This is a genomic window from Acinetobacter sp. NEB 394, from assembly GCF_013374795.1.
Classification (GTDB): Bacteria; Pseudomonadota; Gammaproteobacteria; order Pseudomonadales; family Moraxellaceae; genus Acinetobacter; species Acinetobacter johnsonii.
The window spans coordinates 257,054-278,906 of record NZ_CP055277.1 but is presented as its reverse complement, the minus strand read 5'-3'; the positions used below and the strand labels follow the sequence as shown (position 1 = coordinate 278,906).

The window sequence follows — 21,853 nt, the reverse complement described above, 5'->3', positions numbered from 1 at the left end:
ATGAAGTCTGCTAAGATGCTAAAAAACTTTTTGAATGTAATAGAATTAGGAAAAATTTCACATGAGTAAAGCCTTACCCATTGCTGTAGCTGTTATTCTAGGCGGTGCTGCACTTGTTCCCGTTTATTATGCATCTCAACACCCAGCTTCAGCCGAAGCCCAAGTTTCAAAAAATGCATCTGCCGTAGAAAAAATTAGCTATGCACTAGGTTATGAGGTTGCTCATCAAACCCCACCAGAACTCGATATTAACAGTTTTGTAACCGGTGTCCGTGCTGGTCATGCCCGTAGCCAACCCGCCTATAGCGAAGAAGAATTAAAACAAGCCTATGAGCAGTTCCAACAAGAAATGCAACAAAAACAGGCCAATGATGCGAAGCAAGCACAAACAACCAGCGACAGCTTCTTAACTGAAAATGCGAAAAAACCTGGGGTGAAAACCACAGCGTCAGGCTTACAGTACAAAATTACGCAAGAAGGCACAGGCAAGCAACCCACTGCCAGCTCTGTCGTGACCGTGCATTACAAAGGCCAACTGGTCGATGGTAAAGTCTTTGATAGTTCACTTGAACGTGGCGAGCCAATTGAGTTCCCATTAAACCAAGTAATTCCAGGTTGGACTGAAGGTCTACAACTCATGAAAGAAGGTGGGAAAGCGACGCTCTACATCCCTTCTAACTTAGGCTACGGTCCACAAGGTGTACCCGGCATGATCCCAGCCAACAGCACGCTTATTTTTGATGTTGAACTGATCAAAGTAAAATAAGACAAGTCAATCAAAGGAGAGCTTTTGCTCTCCTCTTTTTATTGAGAATACGATATGAAAATTCAAACAACATTACTCTGTGGCTTGTTACTTTCTACACCTGTTTTTGCAGCACCGATTAATAATAAAAGCAGCATCAACCAACAAGTCGGTTATAGCTTTGGCTACCTCATGGGTCGGAGCAATGCCGAGTCTATTCAAGATTTAGATCTCGATGCTTTTGTGCAAGGGTTACGTGAAGCATCTAAAGGTCAAGCTGCGTCATTAAGTGATGAAGACATGGCGCGAGTACTCACCCAATATAAACGCCAAGCCGAAGCAAAACAGTTATTAGAAGTTAAACAACTGGCTGATAAAAATGCCAAAATTGGTGCAGCCTTTTTAGCTGAAAATGCGAAAAAACCCGAGGTGAAAACCACGGCTTCAGGCCTACAATATATGGTTTTACAACAAGGCCAAGGCAAGTCACCTAAGGCCAATAGCAAAGTCAAAGTCCATTATGAAGGACGTTTGATTGATCAGACCGTTTTTGACAGCTCGATTGCACGTCAACAGCCTGCGGAGTTTCAAGTCAGCCAAGTGATTCAAGGTTGGACTGAAGGCTTACAGCTAATGAAAGAAGGCGCAAAATATCGCTTCTTTATTCCCGCTAAACTGGGCTATGGCCAAATTGGTTCAGGCGATGTGATTGAACCGAATAGCACCTTGATTTTTGATGTGGAACTGATTGAAGTGTTGCCAAAATAAGGTAGCAATGCAAAGGCAATGCTATACACAAAATAAAAAGCCTGATCACGAAGATCAGGCTTTTTATTGATTTCAATCTATTTTCAAATTAAGCCATGCTTTTTTAAGCTACGCGCTTCGCTTGTCTTACAACAGAAAACAAAGCCGCACCTTGTTTTAGGCTTCATGTTTGAGATGCCGTGGTCTAAACCCTGTAAGGAGCAAACCAACCGCATAAGCCACAACGCCGACCACGCACAGCCCGATCACTTCGGCAACGCGAATCCACTGTGACACATCACCCTTATACCAAGTCAATGCATACCACAAAGCCACAATCATCACGGCGTTAGAAATACCAAACTGGATAAACAGTTTTTTCCAGTGTGCGCCAAAACGGAAAATATCGCGCTTGTGTAGATAGAAATACAACATCCCCGCATTCACTAGAGCAGAACCCGAAGAGGCTAAAGCCAAAGCCATATGCTCTGCCTGCCAGTCAATCAATTTAAAGAAGCCAATAAACACCACGTTTAAAATCGCATTTGCGGCAACGGCCATTAAACCGACACGAACTGGTGTTTTGGTGTCTTGTTGCGCATAAAATCCGGGTGCAAAAACTTTAATCAACATAAATGAAATCACCCCAGCACTCATACATTGCAGCGCTAAAGCCGTCATTTGTGTATCTTCAAGGGTGAATTGACCGCGTTGGAACAGAGCTTGAATAATAGGGGTCGATAACATGAACAACGCAATACTAGCAGGCACACCAACCAAAACAATGACCTTCGCAGCCCAATCCATCATGCCACGGAACTTCGACATATCTTGCTCTGCATGACGGGTCGACAAAGCAGGTAAAATCACCGTCCCAATCGCTACCCCAATCAAGCCCAGAGGTAATTCAGTCATGCGTTCCGCACTGTACAACCATGACACTGAACCGTCTTGCATAAACGAAGCCCAAATGGTGTTCAGGAGTAAGTTGATTTGCGTGACAGAAACACCAAATAGCGCAGGCAGCATCAATTTCATGATGCGATCCACCCCTTCATGTTTAAAATCGACTTTCGGCGGAATCAGTAACTTTTTATGCCAAAGTTCAGGAATTTGGATCGCCAGTTGCAATACACCCGCAGCAATCACCGCCCAACCGAGTGCCATAATCGGCTCCGCCATATACGGCGTCAACCACCATGCTCCTGCAATCATCGCAACATTCAGCAATACTGGTGAAAATGCGGGTGAAGCAAAGGAACCATAACTATTTAAAATACTGCTGGCAAAGGCTGTCAGCGACATAAACAATAAATAAGGAATGGTGAGGCGGAACATTGAAACCGCGAGGTCGAACTTCTCTGGATCGGCATGGAAACCCGGTGCATAGATGTATAGCACTGCTGGAGCTGCGACCATAGCAATGAAGGTTAAAGCCGTCATAACGGTCATTAAACAACCAAAGACACGGCTAATCAGAATTTGAACTTCCGCATGGGTACGCCCAGTTTTATATTCGGTCAGTACTGGAATAAACGCCTGTGAGAATGCTCCCTCAGCAAATAGCCGACGGAAGAAGTTCGGGATACGAAAGGCCACCACAAAGGTATCGAAATCTTTCCCCGCACCAAAGACATTTAGTAAGACAATGTCTCGTACCAAACCCAAGACCCGAGAAAGCATGGTCATTGCACTTACAATTACGGTTGACCGCCACAGCGCCATCGTATCCACCTAGTTTTTCATTTGCCGCTATTGTAATGAAACTTCAGCGAATATTTGATTGTTTAATGTTGTTGTTGACTCTCAATTCATTGACTTTTTAACTGCTGCAAACGATTTCGATAGCCTAACCAATCAAAAAATGTGCCTGGATCGGTCTTACGTCCTGGCGCAATATCGGAATGCCCTGCCAAATGCTGCTGAATTTGAGGATAGGCCTGTTGTAAACAAGCCGTCACGTGTACCAATGTTTCATATTGGGCATCTTCAAAAGGTAAGTCATCACTGCCCTCCAGCTCAATGCCAATCGAATAATCATTGCACTCTTTCTTGGCCAGATAGCTTGAGCGTCCTGCATGCCATGCACGGTCATTAAAATTGACAAATTGTAAGACTTCACCACTTCTTAAAATCAGTAAATGCGCTGAGACTTGCATACCTTGAATGGTTTGAAAATATGGATGTACTGACCAATCCAATTGATTTTGAAAAAATTGTTCAATATAGCCGCCGCCAAACTGTGAGGGAGGCAAGCTGATATTATGGATGACAATCAGTTGAATCTCAGTATCAGCAGGACGTGCATTAAAATTAGGCGATGGAATTTGTCTCGCTCCCAGCAGTTGCCCTGCTTGCACTTGAAACGACGGAATGACCTGCATATTTTTATTCCTCAAACCCATTACGCCCTTTGGGCAATCTTTTTTAATGTCTCTCATGCTAAATCTTTCCCCGTCATTTCTCAAATTGATCAGCGTTTGATTCTGAAATTTTCACGCCTTTTTCAGGAAAAATGCTAATATATTGCGCAATTTTCATGGCTTCTATAAAGATACGGACAATCGGATGAGCATATCGCAGCAACTGCTTGAACAATCTATTCAACTGAATATTCAACAGGCATTACAAGAAGACATCGGTGATGGTGACATTACGGCGCTTTTAACACCTGAAGATGAACAAGCGACTGCGACCATTATTAGCCGTGAAGACATGATTCTTGCAGGTCAACCTTGGGTCAATGCATTAATTGCCGCTTTTGATCCAAGTGTACAAATCACGTGGCTAAAAAATGATGGCGATCTGGTTCTTGCCAATGACACCATTTTTAAACTGGCGGGTTCAGCACGCAGCTTACTTACGGTTGAGCGCCCTGCACTCAACTTTGTACAAACACTATCTGCGGTAGCAACCAAAACGGCTGAATATGTCAAACAGCTCGATGGCTTAAACACCAAGTTGCTGGATACCCGTAAAACCCTACCGGGTCTGCGTATTGCCCAAAAATATGCTGTCGCGGTCGGCGGCGGTCAAAACCATCGTTTAGGTTTATTCGATGCTTTTTTAATTAAAGAAAATCACATCATGGCGGCAGGCGGCATTGCTCAAGCCATTGCCAAAGCGCATCAAATTGCCCCAGGCAAACCTGTCGAAGTCGAAGTTGAAACTTGGGCTGAATTAGACCAAGCATTGGAAGCCCAAGCTGATATCGTGATGTTAGACAACTTTAGCCAGCAACAAATGATTGATGCGGTCAAGCATGTTGCAGGACGGTGTAAATTGGAAGCGTCAGGGAATATCACCATTGCCAACTTGCGCGAAGTCGCAAGCACAGGCGTGGATTATATTTCGATGGGTGTATTGACTAAAGATGTCAAAGCAGTCGACCTTTCTATGCGTTTTAATGCTTAATTCTAATAGTTCGCATTCAATCCACACACAATAAAAAACGCACTCTCAAGTGCGTTTTTTATTGGGTTAAAACTTACCAGCCCAGTGCTTGCTGTTGTTTTTTCACCAATTCTTGAATGCCCTTTTCCGCCATTTCTAACATGACATTGCACTGTACACGGGTAAACGGTTTATCTTCTGCCGTACCTTGAATTTCAATAAACTCGCCAGCTTGGGTCATCACCACGTTTAAATCCGTTTGGCAGTTTGAGTCTTCTTCATAGCACAAGTCTAAAAGCACTTCGTCTTGGAAAATACCGACTGAAATGGCAGCCACTAAGCCTTTTAATGGATCTTGCTTAATTTTCTTTTTCTCAAGCAACGTGTTCATCGCATCAATGAGAGCCACGGCAGCACCTGTGATCGCAGCAGTACGTGTACCACCATCCGCCTGAATCACATCACAGTCGATGGTGATGGTGTTTTCACCGAGTTTTTTTAAATCCACCATGGCGCGTAGACTACGGCCAATCAAACGTTGAATTTCTTGAGTACGACCACTTTGCTTACCACGCGCAGCCTCACGGTCACTACGGGTATGCGTCGAACGTGGCAACATGCCATATTCAGCGGTTACCCAGCCTTGACCCTTGCCTTTTAAAAAGCGTGGTACGGAGTTATCAATACTTGCCGTACAAAGAACTTTGGTATGACCAAACTCAACCAATACCGAACCTTCCGCATAACGTGTGTAGTTACGAGTAATGGTGACATCACGTAATTGATCTAATGTTCGTTGGTCGATACGCATAATACGCCCTTCATCTGACTAAATAGGTTGGCGCATAGTATAGCAGAAGCAGACCCAAAGCATTTGTCTGACTGCATTGCATTTGTAATCGATCGCCTGTTTCCCTACCCATCCATATTCTTTGTTAAACTGAAGCTTAAAAGAGGCTGAGGCAATCATCTATGTCGATTCGGGAAGAACGTAAACAACAAAGCCGCCAAGCTTTGCTAAATGCTGCATTACAACTCAGCACCTCGGGACGTTCCTTTAGTCGCATTAGTCTCCGTGAAGTCACTCGCCAAGTGGGTTTAGTGCCGACCGCTTTTTATCGCCACTTTGATGACTTGGATGAGTTAGGACTTGAACTGGTTGACCAAGCTGCGCTCCACATCAAAAGCATGTTAACCCAATTGGGGCAAAGCTATGTTTATGGTCCACATGCCACGATTGAGCACAGTCTAGACCTATTTTTTCATGCTGTAGAGCAACATCCTGAACAGTGGATTTTCTTGATTGGAGAACGTTGGGGTGGATCGGCCTTGATCCGTGCAGCCGTTGAGCGAGAAATTGCCTTTTTAATCGATGACTTCGCCCATGAATTAACCCGTATTGAAAGCATGCAACATATCCATGACAGCGAAGACCTCAAAGTTTTGGCCAATATTTTAATGGATGCCTCTTTTAACTGGGCCATGCGCTGGATTGGTTTGAGTCGAGATGTGGCTCCCGATAAACTCCAACAGCAGCAGGCTGCATTTAAACTGCAAACCATCGTGCAGATTCAACTCATGTTCCGTGGAATCTCCAATTGGCAACGACCATCTGCTCAAACCAAACACGCCAATCCGACTTTGCATTAAGCCGCTCGCAGACGCAATTTTGGTGTATTACAAAATTTTTAATGCGCTTTACTCAAACTTGGATGCTTTTTCACTATCATAGAGCCAGTTTTTTCATCTGTAGCTCCTATGCGTTTTTTTCTTTTTTTAGCGGCGAGTGTCTGTATTGCCTTGGCATGGCTATTGCCCATTCATTATCGCCCTTGGGTCACCTATACAGGTGAATTGTTTGCATTTTTATCTTTATTTGCACTCTCTGCCTTATTTTTAAAAGAAAAACTCTTGCTCCCGAAAGTGAGTCTGCCACTATTGCTATTGAGTCTGGTGCCCTTCATTCAGTACGGTTTTGGCGAGCTGTTCTTTTTCAGCAAAGCACTGATGTGTGGCTTATATATCTTTGCATTTTGGCTGAGTATGGTTTTAGGTTTTAACCTGAGCCAAAAACCCTTGGAACGTGAGCAATTATTTAGTGGTCTGTGTACTGTATTTTGGTCAGTCGGTCTGGTAACAGCGCTCATCGCCACTTGCCAATGGCTCAATATTGAACAGTACATTCCCGGCATGACTGCCTTAAAAGGCGATCGTCCTTATGCCAACTTTGCTCAGCCGAACAATATGGCGAGCTTTCTGATTCTATCCTTACTCGGCACACTGTACCTATTTGAAAAGAAAAAATTCAACTCGATTCTGCTGTGCGTCAGTGCTGCATTGATGTTATTTGCGGTAGCCCTGAGTCAGTCCCGTACATCATGGGTCGCAAGCATTTGTGTACTACTCTATTTACTCTATCAACAGTACAAGGGTGTGGTTCAACTGAAGTGGTATAGTGCCCTCGCATGGTTTGCGTTGTTCATTGCATTTACTGCGTTTATTCCACAGCTCAATCACCTGTTGGCTCAGCTGTCTAATGTCGAAGTGACCCAAACCCGTGATGCGGTTGCGCGAGCAACGGGCGATATGTCGCGTCTTGCCATTTGGCAACAGATGCTCCATGCCATTGCTGAGCGACCTTGGTTTGGCTATGGTTGGCATCAAACCAGTGTGGCTTACACCCTAATCAGTGATCAGTTCCAAGGCCCCGTTTGGGTGAAAAGTGCGCACAACTTTATTCTCGACTTTATTTTGTGGAATGGATTAGTGATTGCGATTCCATTTTTTGCCTATCTCAGCTATTGGGGCTATCAACTGCAAAAGCATGCGACATCGCTCGAATCTGTGATTGGACTTCTGATGGTCGGTGCTTTACTGATTCACGGTATGCTCGAATTTCCGTTGTTCTACGCTTATTTCTTACTACCACTCGGGTTGATTCTAGGCATTATTCAATCTCAGCAAAAAGTGAAAACGTGGACTTTACCGAGCTTTGCCATGCCGATCACATTTACTGTCTGTGTGGTCTTGGTCGCACTGATTATTCGTGACTATGAGTTGATGGTACCAAAGCTGAATGAGGCTTCTCGTTATGAACACACCCCTGAAAAGTTCACCAATCAAGATCACATTTTACTGCTGTCGGAGTTTAACCGCCGCATTGAATGGATTCAGTTAAATCCATACAGCAAAGTCAGCCCTGAGCAAATTCGTGACTATGAGGAAATGGTGCTGAACTACCCAATTCCGTATGATTTGACCAAATTTGCCAAACTCTTGGCCTTTAATGGCTATGAAGCCGAAGCCCGTCATCAACTTTGGCGCTTAAAAACCTTAAGAAAAATTGAACTGCGTTATGAGGATTTATTGCAGCCTGCATCAGCCGCGCAATAAACGTTTTTAACCCATAAAAAAGCCTGCTGACGCAGGCTTTTTAACTGAATAAGGACTTAAAACAGATTCAGCTTATTTTGCAGCACGTTCTTTTTCAATCAAGTAATCCACGACTTGAGTCACTTTAGCATCTTCACCTTGCACAATATATTTACCATTCACCGTCACCGCAGGAACACCACTGAGTTGATAGCGCTTGGCTAAGTCTTGTGCTTGTGCAATTTTTGAAGTGATCGCAAATGATTTATAAGTGCTGTTAAATTTCGCTTCAGGAATACCAAACTGAGTATAGAACTTGGCTAAAGCAGGTTGCTCTAGAATCGGTTGATTTTGATCATGAATGGCATGGAATAACGTCAGATGGGTCTTTTTACGTACACCTAAAGCCTCAGACACATAATAAGCTCGCGCCGCTTGTTCCCACACTGGATTCATGGCTGCTGGGGTACGCACAAAACGCACATCTTTCGGTAGTTTTTTCAACCAAGTCTGCATATGAGGTTCAAGTTTAAAGCAGTGACCACAGCCATACCAAAAGAATTCGCGGACTTCAATTTTTCCTGGCACTTCCACCTGTACAGGTGTTGGTACGATGATATAGTCCTGACCTGCCACAAAATTTGCAGCCAATGCGCTACCAGAAATAGCGAAAACAGCGGTTGCTAATCCACTCAAAAGGAGTTTTTTCATTGAACTTATTGTCCTCAAAATCATTATGATAAGTTTATGCAAATACTATAAATCAAATATGCCAAATTCGTTTTCATTCTGTGAACTTTTTTCAGGCTTTTATCGCTTTTTCTAGAATAAACGCTACACTAAGCCCTATTGAACGTTTTAAATATCATGACTTAAATTGAGGTGCCGACGATGTCGCAACTGAATGTTGATCCACAAGAAATTGCCAAATTTGAAGCATTTGCTGCCATATGGTGGGATCAGCACTCGGAGTTCCGCCCTTTACATATGATCAACCCACTACGCTTAAACTGGATTGATGAACATGCAGGTGGACTCAATGGAAAAAAAGTCCTTGATGTCGGCTGTGGTGGCGGAATTTTAGCTGAAAGTATGGCACGTCGTGGTGCAGATGTGCTCGGCATTGATATGGGCGAGGCCCCCCTGAATGTGGCACGTTTACATGCAGAACAAGAAGGTGTTGAGCATATCGAATATCGCCAAATTCCAGTGGAGCAGCTCGCAGAAGAACAAGCAGGACAATACGATATTGTGACCTGCATGGAAATGTTGGAACACGTACCCAATCCAGCCTCAATCATTGCAGCCTGCCATAAACTGGTGAAACCAGGCGGTCATGTATTCTTCTCCACCATTAACCGTAATCCCAAAGCCTACCTGTTTGCCATTATTGGCGCTGAATATGTCCTGCGCATGTTAGCTAAAGGCACCCACGATTATCAAAAATTCATTAAGCCCTCAGAACTGGCACATGATATTCGCGGCGCAGGGCTCAAACTGAAAGACATGACGGGTTTACATTACAACCCCTTGACCAAACGCTATTGGTTAGCGCCGAATGTCGATGTCAATTACATGGTCTATACCGTCAAAGAAGGTGCTGCATGAAAGCCGTCTTATTCGACCTTGATGGCACACTGATCGACACTGCCGCCGACTTTATTCGCATTATTCAAGACATGTGCCGTGAAAAAGGTGTTGCTGTGGTCGATGCAAACCTGATCCGTAGCCAAGTCTCTGAAGGTGCACGGGCGATGGTGAAATTGGTTTATCCAGAACTGGAAGTCGAAGACCCGATTTTTCTTGCACATCGTCAGCGTTTTTTAGATACCTACGGTGCCGATATCGCAGTAGATACTGACCTGTTCTCAGGCATGTATCCGCTACTTGAAAAACTTGAAAGCCAAGAGATTCCTTGGGGCATCGTCACCAATAAACCGCGTTGGCTCAGTGAAACATTATTAGATGCGCTGAATTTGACAGAACGCTGTGCGGTTTTGGTCTGCCCAGAAGATGTCTCGCAGACCAAGCCTGATCCTGAGCCGATGTATTTGGCTGCCAAGCACATCGCGATTGCGCCTGAAGACTGTATCTATGTCGGCGATCATCCACGTGACATCGATGCAGGTCGTAACGCGCAGATGTATACCATTTTGGCGGCTTATGGTTATTTACCATTCGCGCACAAAGATGACTTAACAGCGTGGCAAGCAGATTGTATAGTGAAGTCTGTGGCTGAATTGGACGATGTTATCCAGTCTCTTGTGAGTCAAACTACACCGTCCAACTCACTGAATTGATCACAATTAAAAAATCAAAATAACGAGGAGGTAATGATGAAATATTCAGAATATCAACCTCGCCCCGATCTGCTCAAAGATCGCATCATCTTAATTACAGGTGCGGGCGATGGTATTGGTCGTGCTGCTGCATTAAGTTATGCCCTACACGGCGCAACTGTGGTGCTGCATGGGCGTACCTTAAATAAGCTCGAAGTCATTTATGATGAAATTGAAGGCTTAGGTGCGCCGCAACCTGCAATTTTACCCTTGCAGCTGTCGAGCGCCTCTCCTCGTGATTATGAATTACTGGTCGACACCTTAGAGCGTCAGTTTGGGCGCCTAGATGGCATTTTGCATAATGCGGGCATTTTAGGTGAGCGCACCGAACTGGAAAATTATCCTGTCGATGTCTGGGATGATGTGATGGCCGTCAACTTGCGTGCGCCATTCGTTATGACTCAAGAGTTAATGCCACTCCTGAAAAAATCTGAGCATGCCTCCGTGGTTTTTGCCAGCTCAGGTGTCGGACGTGAAACGCGTGAACGTTGGGGCGCATATTCGGTGTCTAAGATCGCCATTGAAGCGGTCAGCCAACTGTTTGCCAAAGAAAATACCTCACCGAATATCCGCTTTAACTGTATCAATCCAGGGGCGACCCGCACTGCAATGCGTGCAAAAGCCTATCCCGATGAAGATCCAAAAACATTGCCAACGCCTGAAAATATCATGCCTGCCTATCTGTACTTGATGGGCGATGACAGTTTGCATATGAATGGTCAAAGTATTGATGCACAAGACTAAAATGTGTCACTTAAGAGGAAGCTTCGGCTTCCTTTTTTTATGTATCAAACTGAAGCTTAGTCATCTGCAACATGATTTCAAGGTTCAGAAAAGGTTGTCTTTTTTCAATTTTTGCGGATACTGATGTCCAACTCCATTTTTGAAGTATATGCCATGACGGACTTGAGCAACATCACTGTACAACCCACTGAAGATGGTATGGTTAGCCTGTTGATTGACCAACAGCCGATTTCAGAAAAATATGGAATGAAGTTTGAAGCCAGTATTGTGGAGGAACTTCAAGCCCTGGAAAATGGCGCCACACTGAAACTTTTCGACCAGTTTGTTTTTGCCCATACCGACTTGAACTTTGAACATAGCTATCACTACCTCACGGTCATTGCTAAGAATGATGAACAATACAAAGCCAAGAAAAGCTTTGTTTATCGCATCAAAATTGAGGGGCAACCCGACATTGAGCATGCCATCAGTAAAAATGGTGAACCGATGACCGCAGCAGATGTACGTGAATTTATCCAAGCGCATGTGCAGAAGTCATTGAGTGATTATACTGACCTCAACTATGCTTATTAAGCCGAATCAGCCAAGTTGAAAACTCAGCTTGGCTAGCTAGATATTTTAAATCGTATTTTTAAATTATCTTAATAAAAATATTCGGTTTTTCAGATTTAAATTTTCTATTTATCATCCTGATTTATCAAGAATTGAAAATAAGGATGCAGCATGGCTGATTTGCAACGTAAACATGACACCATTCGTCATATCCATAATTTACAACTCCCCGAAAGCCTAATTTGTGCTTTGGAAGATGCCAGTCAAGCTGAAGCAGTAGTTCATTCAATCCGTTCATTACAACATCTGGCGCAGCAGTGGAATTAAATAATGCACTATGCATTCTTTGACAAAGGGGGATCTGTGTCGCCAAAATGAGTCAAAAATCAGAAGATACAGACTGTTTGCTTTGGACTTTGGCGCAATTGATGATTTAATTCAGGCTTAGAATTGGGCATAATCTTCTTAATATCTCTGCATTTGTTAATAAATACCCAATTCATCTTCACAGTTTCTCTGCATTTTTTTCGTACATTATAGGAAAGAATGAAATTACCTTAATGAGGATTCAACATGAAAAAGATTTTGACAGTATTGGCAATCTCTTTCAGTGCTTTGATGGCAAGCAGTCTCAGTACTGCTGCCCCTCAGTTTGACCACGATCATCCACGCTATGGCAATGAGCCACGCGGACGTGACTTTCGCGATTCAGGTAATGACGATCAGCAAGATCGTCGACGTATGCGCGAAGAGCGCGGTGTCAAACGTTTACAACAGCATAAATGGCAACAAGGTTATGTCATGCCACAGCATTACCGTGGTAACGGCTATAAAGTCGAATATAAAGACCATAATCTTCCAAAGCCAAACAGAAACCAGCAGTGGTACAAAATCAACAATGACTACATCTTAGTCGACGCAGACAGCAACAATATTCTGCGCATTATGGGGCTTTAATCTGCGCTTCATTTTGTACAACTCCTCGACATTATTCTTGAGACCTGAATCAACACCCTTTCACCCGCTTTAGTACGACTGCATACTCCTCTTAAGAGACCACAGTCAGGCACAGCATGGAAGGCGTTGTTTCAGGTTTTTTATGTGCCAAAGCTTTTGTTTGCAAGCATTGCAGAAAAACAACAATCTCCTCAGTCTCTTCATACATTTCACAATTCACCTAAATAGCCCTCACGCTTTCTCTAGAGTTATTCGCTAATTTTGAATGATCGAAACAAGACTCATACTGGACGAAAGCAATGAAAAAATTCTGACTGCAATCACACTCTCTTTAGGCGCGCTCATGGCCACATCTGCAATGGCAGCACCACAATACTATAACCGCGCGCATGCTCATGACTCGCGCTGGGATCATCGCGATGACCGTCGTTGGGACAATGACAATCGCTACCAAAACAAACGTGTTAACCCAAGCCGTGACTGGCGCTCAGGTCAAACCTTGCCACGAGGCTATGACTCATCGCGTTACCATGTCAGTGACCGCGAAGCACGTCGCCTACCCAACACTGGACGCTACCAACAATGGTATAAGGTCAATGGTGACTATGTTTTAGTCAATGAACGCAATAACCGTATCCTACGTATTATCGGTTAATTCTGGCTGGTGTCGCAAAACCGATTGAACACCTGAACATTGCTTCAGGTGTTTTTCTATTTAAGACTTCCTCTTCTGCATTTTTTGATTAAAATCATGCTAAGCAGTTCATTTTGAGACAGGCATGCACGAAAATTCCATCGAAACACATCACAGTACAACTTTGCAGTATGTGCATTGGTTTCGACATTCTGCGCCTTATATCAATGCTCACCGTAATAAAACCTTTGTAATCATGTTTGATGGTGAAGCAGTTCAGCATGATAACTTTCAACATATTATTCACGATATTGCCTTACTGCATTCACTCGGGATTCGCCTGATCTTGGTGCATGGCGCGCGTCCGCAAATCAACCACAACTTAAAACAAAGCCAGATTCAAACGCCATTTCATCAACATCGCCGCGTGACCACGCGAGAATCCCTAAGTTGCGTGATGAATGCGGTAGGCTCAATTCGTTTGCAAATTGAAGCCTTACTGTCGATGGGGTTGGCCAACTCACCGATGTATGGCGCACGCATTGATGTAGTTTCAGGGAATTTTGTCACAGCCAAGCCCTATGGCATTCGCAATGGGGTCGATTTTCAGTTAACCGGCGAAGTCCGTACGGTCGATACCGACGCCATTCAACGCCATTTGGATAATCACAATATTGTGCTGCTCGGGCCAACTGGCTATTCCACCACAGGTGAAGTATTCAATCTGCTGGCTGAAGAAGTAGCGACCCGCACAGCGATTCATCTTAAAGCAGACAAACTGATTTTCTTGGGCAAACAACATGGTCTGCTCAATGAACATGGGCAGTTGCAACGCGAAATTTCACCACACAAGCTCGATGCACAAATTGAAAAATACCAAGATTCGAATCCAGACATTGCGGTACATTTACGCGGTGCCAAAAAAGCCTCGACGGATGGCGTCCATCGCGTCCATCTGATTTCCTATGCTTATGATGGTGCCTTGGTTGAGGAGCTCTTCACGCGTGATGGTTCGGGCACCATGATTACCGACGCCCATTATGAAGAAGTCCGTATGGCCAACATTCAAGATGTCGGCGGGTTGATTAACCTATTACGCCCACTTGAAGAAGAAGGCATTTTGGTTTATCGCTCACGTGAACGTCTCGAAAACGAAATTGGGCAATTTGCGGTGATTGAACGTGATGGCATGATCTTGGCCTGTGCTGCGCTTTACCCACTACCAGCGGCAGAGGGTGAAATCCGCAGTGCCGAAATTGCCTGTGTCGCAGTCGATCCTAGCTATCGCAAATCTAATCGTGGCAGCCAAATTTTGCATTATCTCGAAGGTAAAGCCCGCAGTATGGGCATTCAACAGTTGTTTGTACTGACCACACGTACTGCACATTGGTTCTTAGAACATGGCTTTGAAACGGCCAATGTCGATGAACTTCCCAATGCACGCCAAGCCTTATACAACTATCAGCGCAACTCACTCGTCTTTAAAAAGCCACTTTAAGTGGCTTTTGCAGGATTATGGATATCTTTATTTCTCATATCTTTATCTAGAAAACACCGCAAAAATCGCTCAAATCTATATTGCGTGAAACACTAAGCTTATTCCAAAAACAAAAATACCTTTTAAATAATAAATATCAACAAGTTAATCTCAATAAATTTTATATTTTTATGTTTTTTATATTGCTGTTTTTTGCATAAGTTTTGCACTTTTGTTTTTATCTTTTTTTCTCATGTCTAAAGCCCGATTTCTTATTTTTTCTGAAAAGAAATGCCCATTAGCGTATGTGTTCACCAACTCACTCACCTTATTTATTTGGAGTTATGAAACACATGAGCACTTCTCGAGCACAGTTCTGGATCAAAACAAGCGTTCTTTCTGCAGCAGTCGTGGGTGCCATGATGTTATCTGGATGTGGGAAAAAAGAAGCTGAAACCGTCACACTCAATATTGGCTTTCAAAAATATGGCATTTTGCCCATCGTTAAAGAGCGTGGCACTTTAGAAACGGCGCTTAAAGCACAAAATGTCCAAGTGAAATGGGTCGAGTTTCCTGCTGGTCCACAGCTCCTCGAAGGCTTAAATGTCGGCAGTGTGGTCTTTGGTGAAGCGGGGGAAGCGCCTCCGATTTTCGCACAAGCTGCAAATTCAAACTTGGTTTACATTGCCAACCAACCTGCTGCACCTAAAGCAGAAGCACTGATCGTACAAAAAGACTCAAAGATTCAAAGCATTCAAGATTTAAAAGGCAAGCGGATCGCACTCAACAAAGGTTCAAATGTGCATTACCTGCTACTCAAAGTGTTAGAAGCGAATAACCTCAAACTTTCTGATATTGAAGCAGTCTATCTACCCCCATCAGATGCACGTGCCGCATTTGAACGTGGTGCAGTCGATGCATGGGTGATTTGGGATCCCTTCTTTGCTGCCGCTGAACACCAAATCTCAGCACGTGTGATTGCTACCGGAGAAAACTTAGTCAGTAATCATCAGTTCTATCTGGCCGATCGTAAATTTGCCGAAACCCATCCAGAAGTTTTAAAAACGGTCGTCAATGAACTCAACACCACCACACAGTGGGTCGAACAGAATCAACAACAAGCAGCCCAGTTGCTAGAAAAACCGACAGGCTTGTCTTTAGACATTTTACAAAGCTCGATTGGCCGTATGGGCTTTGGCGTTCAACCCATTTCAGCCGAAGTCGCAAAAAAACAGCAGTACGTTGCGGATGCTTTCTATCAACAAAAACTCATTCCGAACCAGCTGAATATTGACGCTGCCATTATTAAACAAAAATAACGAGATCATTATGAAAACACTTAAAACAGTTTCCCGTATTGGCATTGTCACCTTGAGTCTGGGACTCGGGGCATGCCAAAAGCAAGACACGGCAGCAACAAGTACTTCTGAAAAGCAGGCAGCAGATCCAGTTAAAACCCTGTCGATTGGCTATCAAAAGTCGTCTTTAAACCTGTTGGTCGCACGTGAGCAAAAATTATTTGAGCAACAATTTCCTCAAGCCAAAATTGAATGGAAAGAGTTCCCCGCTGGCCCACAAATGCTAGAAGCCTTGGCCGTCGGTGCAGTTGATTTTGGCTCTGTGGGCAATACCCCACCGATCTTTGCTCAAGCTGCTGACAAAGAACTCAGTTATGTCGGCTATGAGCAAGTTCCAGCCAATGCTCAAGCGCTGTTGATTGCTAAAAATAGTTCCATTGATTCAATACAGGCCTTAAAAGGCAAACGGATTGCGGTTCAACGCGGTTCAAGCGCACATGAGTTACTGGCGAAAGTCTTACAAAAAGCAGGACTCAGTTGGCAGGACATTCAACCGATTTGGCTGCCCCCTGCGGATGCGCGTGCCGCGTTTGATAAACAATCCATCGATGCATGGGCCATTTGGGAGCCCTACCTCAGTGCAGCAGAGCAGGATGCACAGGCCAGAGTCTTGATTGATGGCACAGCATTTCCGAAAACCTATTCTTTTTATATTGGCAATCCAAAATTTATTCAGGCCTATCCTGAAGCGAATGCTCAATTCATCCACGGCTTGAATCAGGCCGATCAATGGGTGCTGAAAAACCAAACTCAAGCACTTTCGGTCTATACCCAAAGTACGGGTTTACAGCCCTCTATTGCTCAACGGGTCATCGACAAACGTCTGAAGCCTTCACCGATTCAAACCCTGACGCCTGGAGTTGTGCAAGCCCAACAACAAATTGCGGATTTGTTCCTACAAGTCCAGCTCATTCCGAAACACATTCAAGTTCAAAGTACCGTTTGGGTTGCACCGAGCAAACCTTAAACGACTCTATCTAAGGATTTTTAAAAATGAAAATTTTCTGGTTTATCCCAACTCACGGTGACAGTCGCTACTTAGGTACCAGCAAAGGTGCTCGTCAAGTGGACCATGCTTATATGAAACAGATTGCGGTTGCCGTGGATAATTTAGGTTATGAAGGTGTACTGATTCCAACGGGTCGTTCATGTGAAGATCCATGGTTGACCGCAGCCAGTCTGATTGATGCCACGAAAAAATTAAAATTCTTGGTTGCATTACGTCCAGGCGTGACCACTCCGGCACTGGCTGCACGGATGGCAGCCACCTTTGACCGTCTCTCCAATGGTCGAGTTTTATTGAACTTGGTGACAGGTGGCGATGAAAAAGAACTGCAAGGCGATGGCGTTTATGAAGACCACTCGACTCGCTATAAAACAGCCAATGAATACGTCAAAATTTGGCGTGAGATTTTAACCCGCTCCCATACAGGTGAAAGCTTTAGCTTTCATGGCGAACGTCTAAACGTAAATGATGCCAAACTGCTGTATCCACCTGTGCAACAACCCTATCCTCCACTTTGGTTTGGCGGCTCATCGGATGATGCCATCGAGTTGGCTACGGATCAGGTCGACACTTATCTGACATGGGGTGAACCCCCTGCTGCTGTTAAAGACAAAATTGACACTGTACGTGCCAAAGCTGAGGCCAAAGGCCGTACGCTCAACTATGGTATCCGTCTGCATGTGATTGTACGTGAAACCAATGAACAAGCATGGCAAGCGGCGGAAGAGCTTATTCAATATGTCGATGATGCCACCATTGCTGCAGCACAGGCAAAATTTAAGAGCATGGACTCGGTCGGCCAACGTCGCATGGCTGAATTACACAATGGTGACCGCAGTAAACTTGAAGTATCTCCCAACCTTTGGGCTGGTGTTGGACTGGTTCGTGGGGGTGCAGGTACGGCATTGGTCGGTGACCCTGAAACAGTTGCAGCGCGTATTCAAGAGTATGCTGACTTGGGCATCAGCACCTTTATTTTCTCAGGCTATCCACATCTTGAAGAGTCGATTCGTTTTGCCGAGTTGGTGTTTCCACTCCTGCCGCTCGAAACTCAAGCAAGGTTAGCACAACCAAATTTAACAGGCCCCTTTGGTGAGATTGTGGCAAACAACTACACACCCGATGAAAACAAAAAAACAAAAGTGATTCAGGAGCCTGCCTAATGTCCAAAATTGTTTCAGTGCAAACCCTCCAGGAGGAAAAGGTTTCACGTGGAACTCAGTTAGGGCAGCTATTGCTGCCTTGGCTCTTTCCTATCGGCTTGATTGTGCTTTGGCAAATTGCCTCCAGCACGGGACTTTTAGAAAGTCGGATTTTACCTGCACCAACGGCAGTAGTTACTGCTTTTTGGCACCTGCTACTGAGTGGTGAACTATGGAAGCATGTGCAAGTTAGTGCAGGCCGTGCCTTACTCGGCCTATTGGTGGGTGGGGGTTTAGGGCTCTTTCTAGGTTTATTAAATGGTTCATCGAAAACGGCGTCAACCCTGCTCGACACCACACTACAGATGATCCGAAATATTCCTGCACTGGCACTTATTCCGTTAGTGATCTTATGGTTCGGGATTGATGAAACCGCCAAGCTGTTTTTGGTTGCGGTCGGGGTCTTTTTCCCTATTTACATCAACACCTATCACGGCATACGTTCGGTAGATCCACAACTGATTGAAATGGGGAAAAGCTATGGTTTGACCCGTTGGCAACTGTATAAAGAAATTATTTTACCGGGTGCGATGCCCTCTATTTTAGTCGGACTACGCTTTTCACTGGGTTTAGTGTGGGTCCTGCTGATCGTTGCTGAAACCATTTCAGCTCAAGCCGGCATTGGTTATATGACTATGAATGCGCGTGAATTTTTACAGACTGACATCGTTTTGGTGGGGATTTTACTATATGCCCTACTTGGAAAATTGGCTGATGTACTGGCCGTCACATTAGAAAAATACCTGCTGCGCTGGCATGCAGGATACCAAAAATAAGGAGTCTGAGATGACTGATTCAAGCCTTGGTCGCCATGCCAATATTCCGTCGCCGCCAAATCACAATCAAGACATCAACCCTCAAGCGGTGCTTGGGGCCGAAATTATTATCGAGCAACTGCATAAGTTTTATGGTTCAGTTAAAGTCCTTGAAGACTTAGATCTACATATTCAGCCGGGTGAGTTTTTAGCCATTGTCGGACGCAGTGGTTGTGGTAAAAGTACCCTGCTGCGCCTGATTGCCAACTTAGAACAACAAAGCTACGGCGAAATTAAATTTAAGTCCGCGCGACACCTCCGCGAAGGGATTACAGCAGACGATATACGGGTCATGTTCCAAGATCCACGACTGTTACCATGGCGCTCAATTGAACAAAACGTACAACTAGGTTTGCCGAAACAACAACATGCCACTGCCTCGGGTCTGCTTGAAAAAGTCGGACTCAAAGAAAAAGCGGGACTTTGGCCTTCGCAGCTCTCTGGGGGACAGCGTCAACGGACCGCTTTGGCAAGAGCTTTATCGCATAAACCACGGATTTTATTGCTCGATGAACCTTTGGGAGCACTCGATGCCTTAACCCGCTTAGATATGCAGAATTTGATTGAAAAATTATGGACGGAACAGGGCTTTACCGCCATTTTAGTCACCCATGATGTCAGTGAGGCCGTTCAACTGGCCGATCGGATTATTTTGCTAGACCGTGGCCATATTGCCAAAGAGTTTCAAGTCGATCTACCCCGCCCTCGCGTCAAAGATATGCAGTTCAATACCCTTGAACAGCAGGTGTTAAATGCCGTTTTAGCCACATAAGTTGACTAAAAAATTCTTAGCTTGAGGTGCTAAGGATTTTTTATGCTAAATTTCAGTAAAAAAAGCTAAAGACTTTCATATCACTTAAGCATACTTTAGTTTAAATAATGTAATAAATTTCACGTTATTTTTATCAAAACTTGCTATTTCCCATTGAATCATTTCATATAGTTTAGACAAAATAGTTTTTATATAATTATATTTTATTGGACAACGTTTAGAATTTATCGCAATTTAAGAGCCAATCTACAGAATAAATGATCATTATTCAAAAAATTAAATTTCCACTTTGTGCACAAATCTGATGATTTGCCGTACAATTTGTCCTTCCCCTTTTTATTGTTTTTTAAATTACAGAATGGAACAGAAAAAGAGTACTCAAAAACGCCTCCAGCTGCTGAATGCTGCACTAGATGTCTTCTCGCTCTATGGATTTAATGGAGCAAGCTTAGATGAAATCGCACAGATTGCTGAAATGCACAAATCAAATATTTTCTATTACTATGAAAATAAAGAAGCTTTGTACGTTGAAGTTTTAACGACGGTTTTACAAAAATGGTTAGCCCCACTACAAATGTTAGAAGCTGACTTAGAGCCGGAAGAAGCGATCACCAACTACTTATTGCAAAAGATTGAGGTTTCTCGGACTCAACCGAAAGCGTCTCGCTTGTTTGCTTTAGAAGTGATCCAAGGGGCTCCGCATATTTTGGAAATCCTCAAAGGGCCTTTAAAGAAGTTGGTCAAACGTAAAGCCAAAGTCATTAGTAATTGGCAAGAGCAAGGTAAAATTTCAACTGAAATAGACCCTGAGCTGTTAATCCTCAACATTTGGGCATTAACACAAAACTATGCTGATTTTGCCACGCAAATGGAAATGGTGACAGGTAAAACCCTACGTAACCGCAGTATGCAACAACGAGTCATTCAACATACCGTGCATATGATGCTGTATGGCGTGATCCCGCGAACACCGTCTGCATTATTCAAAGCTGAGTAATTTTGGCATACGACCATAGCACTCTATGGTCGCCGAATTGAAAAAGACAGAATCAAAGCCTCAGATACTTTCAAATAATGCTAATAATTTCTGAGCTCCCAATAACAAATTGTCTTCCCAGTCCAAATGCGCGGTGTCGTTGGCACCATCTGAAATATATTTGACCGAAATCAGACGGACACCCTGTTTTTTACAGACCTTTGCCAGCGCATATCCTTCCATATCAACCAAATGACACGGTACTTTGGGTTCACCCGTTTCAAAGCTATCCCCTGTTCCACATATACCAGTGCGGAGTTGTTGGAAAAACGGTTCTAAATGAATTTCCGCAGGATGCATGGTGTCAAATGGGGTAAAGCCGACAGCGAAACCCAGTGGAGAGACATCCATGTCGCGTTGTACAAATTGAGAAACTTCAACCAATTCATGCTTATCAAAATAAGTACTGCCTGCTGTACCTAAATTAATCAGGGTTTTACAGCCTGTTTTTTGAATCACTTCAAATGCTTTATAAGCCGCGTTGACTTTACCAATACCGCTGTAATGAACTTCAATCCCTGCTTGCTCAAACAATCCTTTAGACTCATTCGGCAAAGCCATGATTAGTGCAACATCCGACATAAAATACTCAATTAACAGACTTCATGCGTGTCATTAGAAAACAAATCGATCCGAAAGAAAAGCGCCTCTGGTCTCTGCTCAAACAACATATATAAGATCAAATGGCGCTTTAAACTGAAAGG

General features: G+C 44.0%; 24 protein-coding genes. 19 read left to right on the top strand and 5 right to left on the bottom strand.

The annotated features are described in order from the left end of the window. Positions 1 to 61 precede the first annotated feature (61 nt). Both HUK62_RS01285 and HUK62_RS01280 read left to right on the top strand, forming a co-directional pair. Entirely contained in the window at positions 62 to 766 is a 705-nt protein-coding gene (locus HUK62_RS01285; protein ID WP_058952446.1) for an FKBP-type peptidyl-prolyl cis-trans isomerase, read from the top strand. 54 nt (positions 767 to 820) lie between these two features. After that, positions 821 to 1,513 carry an FKBP-type peptidyl-prolyl cis-trans isomerase gene (locus tag HUK62_RS01280; protein ID WP_004684203.1) on the top strand — a complete coding sequence of 231 codons (693 nt, stop codon included), beginning with the start codon at positions 821 to 823 and terminating at the stop codon, positions 1,511 to 1,513. Between the two features lie 156 nt (positions 1,514 to 1,669). Here the strand turns inward: HUK62_RS01280 and murJ are convergent, their stop codons facing one another. Together murJ and ampD are read right to left on the bottom strand one after the other, a co-directional pair. Continuing rightward, positions 1,670 to 3,226, bottom strand: coding sequence for a murein biosynthesis integral membrane protein MurJ (murJ, locus tag HUK62_RS01275; RefSeq protein WP_176536876.1), 1,557 nt, complete (start codon positions 3,224 to 3,226; stop codon positions 1,670 to 1,672). Positions 3,227 to 3,303: 77 nt separating this feature from the next. Continuing rightward, complete coding sequence (ampD, locus tag HUK62_RS01270; RefSeq protein WP_005401607.1) at positions 3,304 to 3,876, bottom strand: 1,6-anhydro-N-acetylmuramyl-L-alanine amidase AmpD; 573 nt, start codon at positions 3,874 to 3,876, stop codon at positions 3,304 to 3,306. 184 nt (positions 3,877 to 4,060) lie between these two features. Here ampD and nadC point away from each other — a divergent pair, with 184 nt between their 5' ends. Next, positions 4,061 to 4,906 (top strand): carboxylating nicotinate-nucleotide diphosphorylase, encoded by an 846-nt coding sequence (gene nadC / locus HUK62_RS01265; RefSeq protein ID WP_176536875.1) that lies wholly within the window; start codon positions 4,061 to 4,063, stop codon positions 4,904 to 4,906. A 73-nt stretch (positions 4,907 to 4,979) separates the two neighbouring features. On the opposite strand, the gene rph is transcribed toward nadC, so the two are convergent. Next, on the bottom strand, positions 4,980 to 5,696 hold the full coding sequence (rph, locus tag HUK62_RS01260; protein ID WP_176536874.1) for a ribonuclease PH: 717 nt from the start codon (positions 5,694 to 5,696) through the stop codon (positions 4,980 to 4,982). A 161-nt stretch (positions 5,697 to 5,857) separates the two neighbouring features. On the opposite strand from rph, the gene HUK62_RS01255 reads away from it, so the two are divergent. After that, on the top strand, positions 5,858 to 6,535 hold the full coding sequence (locus tag HUK62_RS01255) for a TetR family transcriptional regulator (RefSeq protein ID WP_176536873.1): 678 nt from the start codon (positions 5,858 to 5,860) through the stop codon (positions 6,533 to 6,535). Positions 6,536 to 6,643: 108 nt separating this feature from the next. Next, positions 6,644 to 8,278 carry an O-antigen ligase family protein gene (locus tag HUK62_RS01250; protein WP_176536872.1) on the top strand — a complete coding sequence of 545 codons (1,635 nt, stop codon included), beginning with the start codon at positions 6,644 to 6,646 and terminating at the stop codon, positions 8,276 to 8,278. Between the two features lie 72 nt (positions 8,279 to 8,350). Here HUK62_RS01250 and HUK62_RS01245 read toward each other — a convergent pair whose 3' ends face one another. After that, positions 8,351 to 8,968 carry a thiol:disulfide interchange protein DsbA/DsbL gene (locus tag HUK62_RS01245; RefSeq protein ID WP_176536871.1) on the bottom strand — a complete coding sequence of 206 codons (618 nt, stop codon included), beginning with the start codon at positions 8,966 to 8,968 and terminating at the stop codon, positions 8,351 to 8,353. A gap of 180 nt (positions 8,969 to 9,148) precedes the next feature. Between HUK62_RS01245 and ubiG the strand changes: the two genes are divergently transcribed. The 14 genes from ubiG to HUK62_RS01175 all read left to right on the top strand — a co-directional run bounded on the left by ubiG (position 9,149) and on the right by HUK62_RS01175 (position 21,110). Beyond that, positions 9,149 to 9,865 (top strand): bifunctional 2-polyprenyl-6-hydroxyphenol methylase/3-demethylubiquinol 3-O-methyltransferase UbiG, encoded by a 717-nt coding sequence (ubiG, locus tag HUK62_RS01240; RefSeq protein WP_004983831.1) that lies wholly within the window; start codon positions 9,149 to 9,151, stop codon positions 9,863 to 9,865. Then, the gene (locus HUK62_RS01235; RefSeq protein ID WP_176536870.1) at positions 9,862 to 10,557 is read left to right on the top strand and encodes an HAD-IA family hydrolase; all 696 of its coding nucleotides are present in this window, start codon (positions 9,862 to 9,864) and stop codon (positions 10,555 to 10,557) included. The genes ubiG and HUK62_RS01235 overlap by 4 nt, the downstream gene beginning before the upstream one ends. A gap of 36 nt (positions 10,558 to 10,593) precedes the next feature. Continuing rightward, positions 10,594 to 11,340, top strand: a complete 747-nt coding sequence (locus HUK62_RS01230; RefSeq protein WP_005401600.1) for a YciK family oxidoreductase — start codon at positions 10,594 to 10,596, stop codon at positions 11,338 to 11,340. A 153-nt stretch (positions 11,341 to 11,493) separates the two neighbouring features. Further along, positions 11,494 to 11,913, top strand: a complete 420-nt coding sequence (locus tag HUK62_RS01225) for a hypothetical protein (protein ID WP_176538422.1) — start codon at positions 11,494 to 11,496, stop codon at positions 11,911 to 11,913. 150 nt (positions 11,914 to 12,063) lie between these two features. Then, the gene (locus HUK62_RS01220) at positions 12,064 to 12,219 is read left to right on the top strand and encodes a hypothetical protein (protein ID WP_176536869.1); all 156 of its coding nucleotides are present in this window, start codon (positions 12,064 to 12,066) and stop codon (positions 12,217 to 12,219) included. A 246-nt stretch (positions 12,220 to 12,465) separates the two neighbouring features. Next, positions 12,466 to 12,849, top strand: a complete 384-nt coding sequence (locus tag HUK62_RS01215; RefSeq protein WP_004684183.1) for an RcnB family protein — start codon at positions 12,466 to 12,468, stop codon at positions 12,847 to 12,849. A 265-nt stretch (positions 12,850 to 13,114) separates the two neighbouring features. Continuing rightward, positions 13,115 to 13,504, top strand: a complete 390-nt coding sequence (locus tag HUK62_RS01210; protein WP_176536868.1) for an RcnB family protein — start codon at positions 13,115 to 13,117, stop codon at positions 13,502 to 13,504. Between the two features lie 124 nt (positions 13,505 to 13,628). Further along, positions 13,629 to 14,981 (top strand): amino-acid N-acetyltransferase, encoded by a 1,353-nt coding sequence (gene argA / locus HUK62_RS01205; protein WP_176536867.1) that lies wholly within the window; start codon positions 13,629 to 13,631, stop codon positions 14,979 to 14,981. 332 nt (positions 14,982 to 15,313) lie between these two features. Next, positions 15,314 to 16,279: a sulfonate ABC transporter substrate-binding protein gene (locus HUK62_RS01200; protein WP_176536866.1), complete on the top strand. Its 966-nt coding sequence runs from the start codon at positions 15,314 to 15,316 to the stop codon at positions 16,277 to 16,279. Positions 16,280 to 16,289: 10 nt separating this feature from the next. After that, on the top strand, positions 16,290 to 17,285 hold the full coding sequence (locus HUK62_RS01195) for an aliphatic sulfonate ABC transporter substrate-binding protein (protein WP_176536865.1): 996 nt from the start codon (positions 16,290 to 16,292) through the stop codon (positions 17,283 to 17,285). A 26-nt stretch (positions 17,286 to 17,311) separates the two neighbouring features. Further along, positions 17,312 to 18,487 (top strand): FMNH2-dependent alkanesulfonate monooxygenase, encoded by a 1,176-nt coding sequence (gene ssuD / locus HUK62_RS01190; RefSeq protein ID WP_176536864.1) that lies wholly within the window; start codon positions 17,312 to 17,314, stop codon positions 18,485 to 18,487. Further along, positions 18,487 to 19,302, top strand: coding sequence for an aliphatic sulfonate ABC transporter permease SsuC (ssuC, locus tag HUK62_RS01185; protein WP_176536863.1), 816 nt, complete (start codon positions 18,487 to 18,489; stop codon positions 19,300 to 19,302). Before ssuD ends, ssuC begins: the two co-directional genes overlap by 1 nt. Before the next feature lie 10 nt (positions 19,303 to 19,312). Next, complete coding sequence (locus tag HUK62_RS01180) at positions 19,313 to 20,113, top strand: ABC transporter ATP-binding protein (protein WP_176536862.1); 801 nt, start codon at positions 19,313 to 19,315, stop codon at positions 20,111 to 20,113. A gap of 358 nt (positions 20,114 to 20,471) precedes the next feature. Then, on the top strand, positions 20,472 to 21,110 hold the full coding sequence (locus HUK62_RS01175) for a TetR/AcrR family transcriptional regulator (protein WP_176536861.1): 639 nt from the start codon (positions 20,472 to 20,474) through the stop codon (positions 21,108 to 21,110). Between the two features lie 60 nt (positions 21,111 to 21,170). Here the strand turns inward: HUK62_RS01175 and HUK62_RS01170 are convergent, their stop codons facing one another. Beyond that, the gene (locus HUK62_RS01170) at positions 21,171 to 21,731 is read right to left on the bottom strand and encodes a 5'-nucleosidase (RefSeq protein WP_004684171.1); all 561 of its coding nucleotides are present in this window, start codon (positions 21,729 to 21,731) and stop codon (positions 21,171 to 21,173) included. Between the last annotated feature and the right edge of the window lie 122 nt (positions 21,732 to 21,853).